The sequence below is a fragment of the Kitasatospora sp. NPDC097691 genome (genome assembly GCF_040302665.1).
Classification (GTDB): domain Bacteria; phylum Actinomycetota; class Actinomycetes; order Streptomycetales; family Streptomycetaceae; genus Kitasatospora.
This window is the reverse complement of record NZ_JBEORY010000113.1, coordinates 1-5,089: the sequence shown is the minus strand read 5'-3', so window position 1 is coordinate 5,089 and position 5,089 is coordinate 1. Positions and strand designations below refer to the sequence as shown.

The following is a 5,089-nucleotide window of genomic DNA, read 5'->3' as shown; positions in this document are numbered from 1 at the left end:
GCCCACCCCGAGCCCGTCGGGCTCGGCACGGTCTTCGACTGGGTCGCCGGCTACGGCTACCCGCTCCGCAAGGTCTCCTACGGCGACTGGCTGAGCGCCCTGCAGGAGTCGGCCGCGCACTCCTGGGACAACGCCCTCTTCCCGTTCCTGCCGCTGTTCGCCGCCCCCGGCGACGGCGCGGCCCCCGGTTCCGCCCCCGGCGGCCTGGGGGCGGCCGTCCCCGGCTCCGCCCGGTCGGCCTACCGGGAGTCCGGCACCGACTGCCCGCCGATCGACGAGCGGTTGCTGCACACGTACCTCACCGAGCTGGTCCGCAGCGGCTACCTGCAGGACCCCCGCCCGGCCCCGGACGACACCCCCCTGGAGAACGCATGACCACCGCGACCACCGCGAAGGAGCGGCGCGCGGCCCCGCCCCCGTTCCCCGGCGAGCGGGTCGGCCCGTTCCTGAAGTCCCACCTCGCCCGGTCCAAGGGCTGGATCGCGGCCCACCTCACCGGCTCGGTGGTGTGGCACCTGCTGGCCGCGGCGGTCCCGGTCGTGATCGGCACCGCCTTCGACGCCCTGCTCGGCACCACCCCGGACCGGGGGCGGTTCGACAGCATGGTGCTGGTGCTGCTGGCCCTGGTCGCGGTGCGCGGCATCGCCGGGTTCGTCGCCACCTACTCGCTGGAGGCGTACGCCTGCGGCCTGGAGCGCGACGTGCGGTCCACGCTGTTCTCCGCGCTGCTCCAGAAGGGCCAGCAGTTCTTCAACCGGCACCGGGTGGGCGACCTCTCGGCCCGGGTCACCGGTGACGCGCAGGCCGTCAACCTGATGCTGTCGCCCGGCCTGGACCTCACCCTGGACATGCTGCTCGGGCTGGTCGTGCCGATCGTGTTCATCGGCCTGATCGACGCCCGGCTGCTGCTGGTGCCGCTGGTGTTCCTGGTGCTGTTCGCCGTGGCGCTGGCCGAGTACGGCCGCCGGCTCGACCCGGCGGCCGGGGCCACCCGGGCCCGCTTCGGCGAGCTCAGCGCCCACGTCTCGCAGACCATCGCGGGGATCGAGACCGTCGACGCCACCGGACGCCGGGCCGCCGAGCAGCGCCGGTTCATGGAGAAGGCGACCGCCTACCGGGACGCCTCGGTGCGCCAGGCCAAGGAGCAGGCCCTGTACCTGCCCACCCTGCTGCTGGTGGCCGCGCTGGCGGCCGCCCTGCTGCACGGCGCGTACCTGGTCTCCGACGGTTCGCTGACGGTCGGTCAGTTCGTCGGCTTCCTCGGGCTGATGGGGGCCCTGCGGGCGCCCACCCAGCTGGCCTCGTTCAGCATCGGCCTGATCTTCCTCGGGATCGCCGGCGCCCGGCGGATCCTGGAGGTCATCACCGACCGGGCCGGCTCCGAGGAGGACGCCGACGCCGGCCACCGCGCGCAGATCGAGGGCACGGTGGTCTTCGACCGGGTCTCGTTCGGGCACGGCGACAAGCCGGTCCTGGAGGACGTCTCCTTCACGGTGGAGCCGGGCATGACGGTGGCCCTGGTCGGGCCGACCGGCAGCGGCAAGTCCACCCTGCTGCAGCTGCTGAACCGGACGTACGCGCCGGACTCCGGCGAGGTGCTGGTCGACGGCGTGGCCACCACCGGCTGGGACGCCCAGACGCTGCGCTCGCAGATCTCGGTGATCGAGCAGGACGTGGTGCTGTTCTCCCGGTCCATCGCGGACAACCTGGCCTTCGGCGCGGACCGGGAGCTCACCCGGGCCGAACTGGAGGAGGCCGCGCGGGCCGCGCACGCCCACGAGTTCATCGCCGGCACCGAGCACGGCTACGACACCATGGTCGGCGAGCGCGGTGCCACCCTGTCCGGCGGCCAGCGCCAGCGCATCGCCATCGCCCGCGCCCTGCTGGCCGACCCGCGGATCCTGGTCCTGGACGACTCCACCAGCGCCGTGGACAGCGCCACCGAGGAGCGGATCCAGCAGGCCGTCCGACGGGCCGCGGCGGGCCGCACCACCTTCATGGTCACCCCCCGGCTGTCCCGGATCCGCAGCGCCGACCTGGTCCTGGTGCTGGACAAGGGCCGGATCGTCGGCCGCGGCCGCCACGAGGAACTGCTGGAGAGCTGCGAGCTGTACCACCGGATCTTCGCGCCGCACCTGCAGGAGACGGCCGGCCGGTCCGGAGAGGGAGTCCACTGATGGCAGACATACTCGACGGGATCACCGCCGACAGCTACGACCGGTCCTACGGTGACCGCGAACTGCTGCGCCGGATCCGGCCGCTGTTCGCCGCCAAGGGCAGCACGGTGGTGCTGATCGCGCTGGCCGTGGTCGGCGCGGCGGTCGCCGGGGCCGCGTTCCCCCTGCTGGTGGCCGACATCGTGGACAACGCCGCCCGCGAGAGCGTCGGCGACGCGGTGCTGCCGCTGACCGGGGCCGCGCTCGGCACCGGTCTGGTCGCCTGGCTGCTGACCTTCTTCCAGCAGCGGTCCGTCGGCGTCCTGGTCGGCGACGTCGTCCTGGAGATGCGCCGCCGCGCGTTCGAGGCGGTGCTCCGCCAGGACATGGCCTTCCACGACGACCAGGCCTCCGGGTCGGTGGCCAGCCGGATCACCGCCGACACCCAGGCGTTCGCCACCCTCGCCACGCTCACCCTCGGGCTGGTCGGCCAGGTCCTGATGATCGGACTGGTGCTGGTCGCCATGTTCGTCATCAACGTCCCGCTGGCCCTGGTCACCGCGGCGACCGCCGCGCTGATCGTGCTGGTCAGCCTGGGCTTCCGGTGGGTGTCGCGGCGCGCGTCCCGCCAGCAGCAGCGCTCCCTCGCGCAGATCAACGCCTACGTGCAGGAGACCCTGCGCGGCATCGCGGTGGCCCGCAACTTCCAGCGGGAGGAGTCCACCCACGCCGGACTGGTCGAGGTCAACCAGCGCTGGTTCCGGGCGACCGTCAAGCTGAACCGGCTGTTCAGCGGGATCTTCCCGCTGCTGCTGACGCTCACCGGCCTGGGCACCGTCGGCGTGGTGGTGCTCGGCGGGAACCTGCTGACCGACGGCTCCGTCACGGCGGGCGAGTGGTCCCTGTTCCTGGAAGCCCTGATGCTGTTCTGGTTCCCGCTGACCAGCATCGCCTCCTTCTGGAACCAGTTCCAGCAGGGTTTGGCCGCCTCCGAGCGGATCTTCGCCCTGGTGGACCTGGAGCCCGCCGTGCAGCAGAGCGACGCGCGTCCGGTGCCCCGGCTGGACGGCACCGTCGAGTTCCGCGGGGTCGACTTCGGCTACCGCGCCGACAAGCCCGTCCTGACCGGGCTCGACCTGAAGATCGACAGCGGTGAGACGGTCGCCCTGGTCGGGCACACCGGCGCCGGCAAGTCCAGCATCATCCGGCTGATCACCCGGGCCTACGAGTTCGGCGACGGTGAACTGCTCGTCGACGGCCAGGACATCCGCACCCTGGACCTGGACGCCTACAAGAGCCACCTCGGCATCGTCCCGCAGGCGCCGTTCCTGTTCACCGGCACCGTCGGGGAGAACATCGGCTTCGGCCGGGCCGGCGCCACCCCGGAGGAGATCCTGGCCGCCGCCCGCTCGGTGGCCGGCGGCGACTGGCTCGACGTCCTCCCCGAGGGCATCGACACCCCGGTCAACGAAGGCGGCGGCACCCTCTCCGCGGGCCAGCGGCAACTGATCGTGCTGGCCCGGGTGATGCTCGGCAACCCGTCGATGCTGATCCTCGACGAGGCCACGGCGAGCGTGGACCCGCTGACCGAGGCCCAGGTGCAGGAGGGGCTGGACGCGGTCTCTGCGGGCCGGACCACCGTCGTGGTCGCGCACCGCCTGCCCACCGTCCGCAAGGCCGACCGGATCCTCGTCGTCGACGGCGGCCGGATCGTCGAACAGGGCACCCACGACGCCCTGTTGGCGGCCTGCGGTCGGTACGCGGAGCTGTACGACCACTACTTCCGCCACCAGGCGCTCGACTTCCAGGCCGCCGAGGAGGACACCGATGCAGTCCGCAGCTGACACCCCGCGCACCCTGGGCGGCCTGCTGGCCGCCGCCGCACACCGGTGGCCCGGCCGCACCGCCGTCGAACTGCGGGACACCGCGCTGGACTTCGCCACCCTGCACCGGCAGACGGAGCGGGCCGCCGCCCGGCTCGCCGCGGTCGGGGCGGGCGCCGGACGCACCGCCGTCCTGCTCTTCGACAACACCCCGGACTGCGTCATCGCCTTCCTCGCCGCCGCGCGCACCGGCGTCCGGCTGGTGCCCGCCGAGCCCGGCGCCGCGCCGGCCCAGCTCGCCGGGCTGGCGTCCGGCGCCGCCGACGCGGTGCTGATCGGCCGGGCCGAGCGGCTGGCCGCGGTGGCCGCCGCCGGCGGCTGGCCGGGCCCGGTCGTGGAGACCGACGGACTGCCGCAGGCCGAGGAGACGGACCGGCCGGCCCCGGCCGAGCCGGACGGCGACGCCCCCTTCCTGCACCAGTTCAGCTCCGGCTCCACCGGCGAGCCCAAGGCGGCCGTGCACACCCAGCACAACCTGGTGCAGGGCGGCCTGATCTACCGGGCCTCCTTCGGCTACGGCCCCGAGGACACCGTGCTGACGGCCGTGCCGCTGCTGCACTCCTTCGGGATGGTCGCCGGCCTGGTCACCACGCTGCTGACCGGCGCCCGACTGGTGCTGCTCGGCCGCTTCACCCCCGGCCGGCTCAACGGCGAACTGGAGCGCACCGGCGCCACCGTGCTCGTCGCCACCCCGCTGGCCTGCGACCTGCTGGCCCGCTCCGCCGGCGCGACCGCCCCCGGCGGCCCGCTCCCGCTGCGGCTGTGCCTGTCCTCCGGGGCGGCCCTGCACCCGGTCACCGCGGACCGGTTCGCCGAGCGCTTCGGCGTCCGGGTCAGCGAGGTCTACGGCTGCACCGAGGCCGGGATCATCGCCTGCCGGCGGCCGGAGCCCGGCACCGCGCCGGGCCCGGACGGGGCGCCGGCCACCGGCGACGGGGTCGGCCGGCCGGTCCCCGGCGTGCAGCTGCGGCTGGTCGACGACGCCGACCGGAACGTCGCCCCCGGCGCGGAGGGACTGCTCCTGGTCCGCACCCCCGCCATGTTCCTGGG

4 protein-coding genes are annotated in these 5,089 nt (G+C 74.1%); all 4 read left to right on the top strand.

Annotated features, from left to right (window positions below):
* The coding region (locus ABTY56_RS38380; RefSeq protein ID WP_350634334.1) for a hypothetical protein at positions 1-375 on the top strand (375 nt) is incomplete at its 5' end.
* Complete coding sequence (locus ABTY56_RS38375; protein WP_350634333.1) at positions 372-2,177, top strand: ABC transporter ATP-binding protein; 1,806 nt, start codon at positions 372-374, stop codon at positions 2,175-2,177. The genes ABTY56_RS38380 and ABTY56_RS38375, both read left to right, overlap by 4 nt.
* Positions 2,177-4,000: an ABC transporter ATP-binding protein gene (locus ABTY56_RS38370; protein ID WP_350634332.1), complete on the top strand. Its 1,824-nt coding sequence runs from the start codon at positions 2,177-2,179 to the stop codon at positions 3,998-4,000. The genes ABTY56_RS38375 and ABTY56_RS38370 overlap by 1 nt, the downstream gene beginning before the upstream one ends.
* Positions 3,984-5,089, top strand: a 1,106-nt coding sequence (locus ABTY56_RS38365) for a class I adenylate-forming enzyme family protein (protein ID WP_350634331.1), incomplete at its 3' end; no start/stop codon positions are given. The genes ABTY56_RS38370 and ABTY56_RS38365, both read left to right, overlap by 17 nt.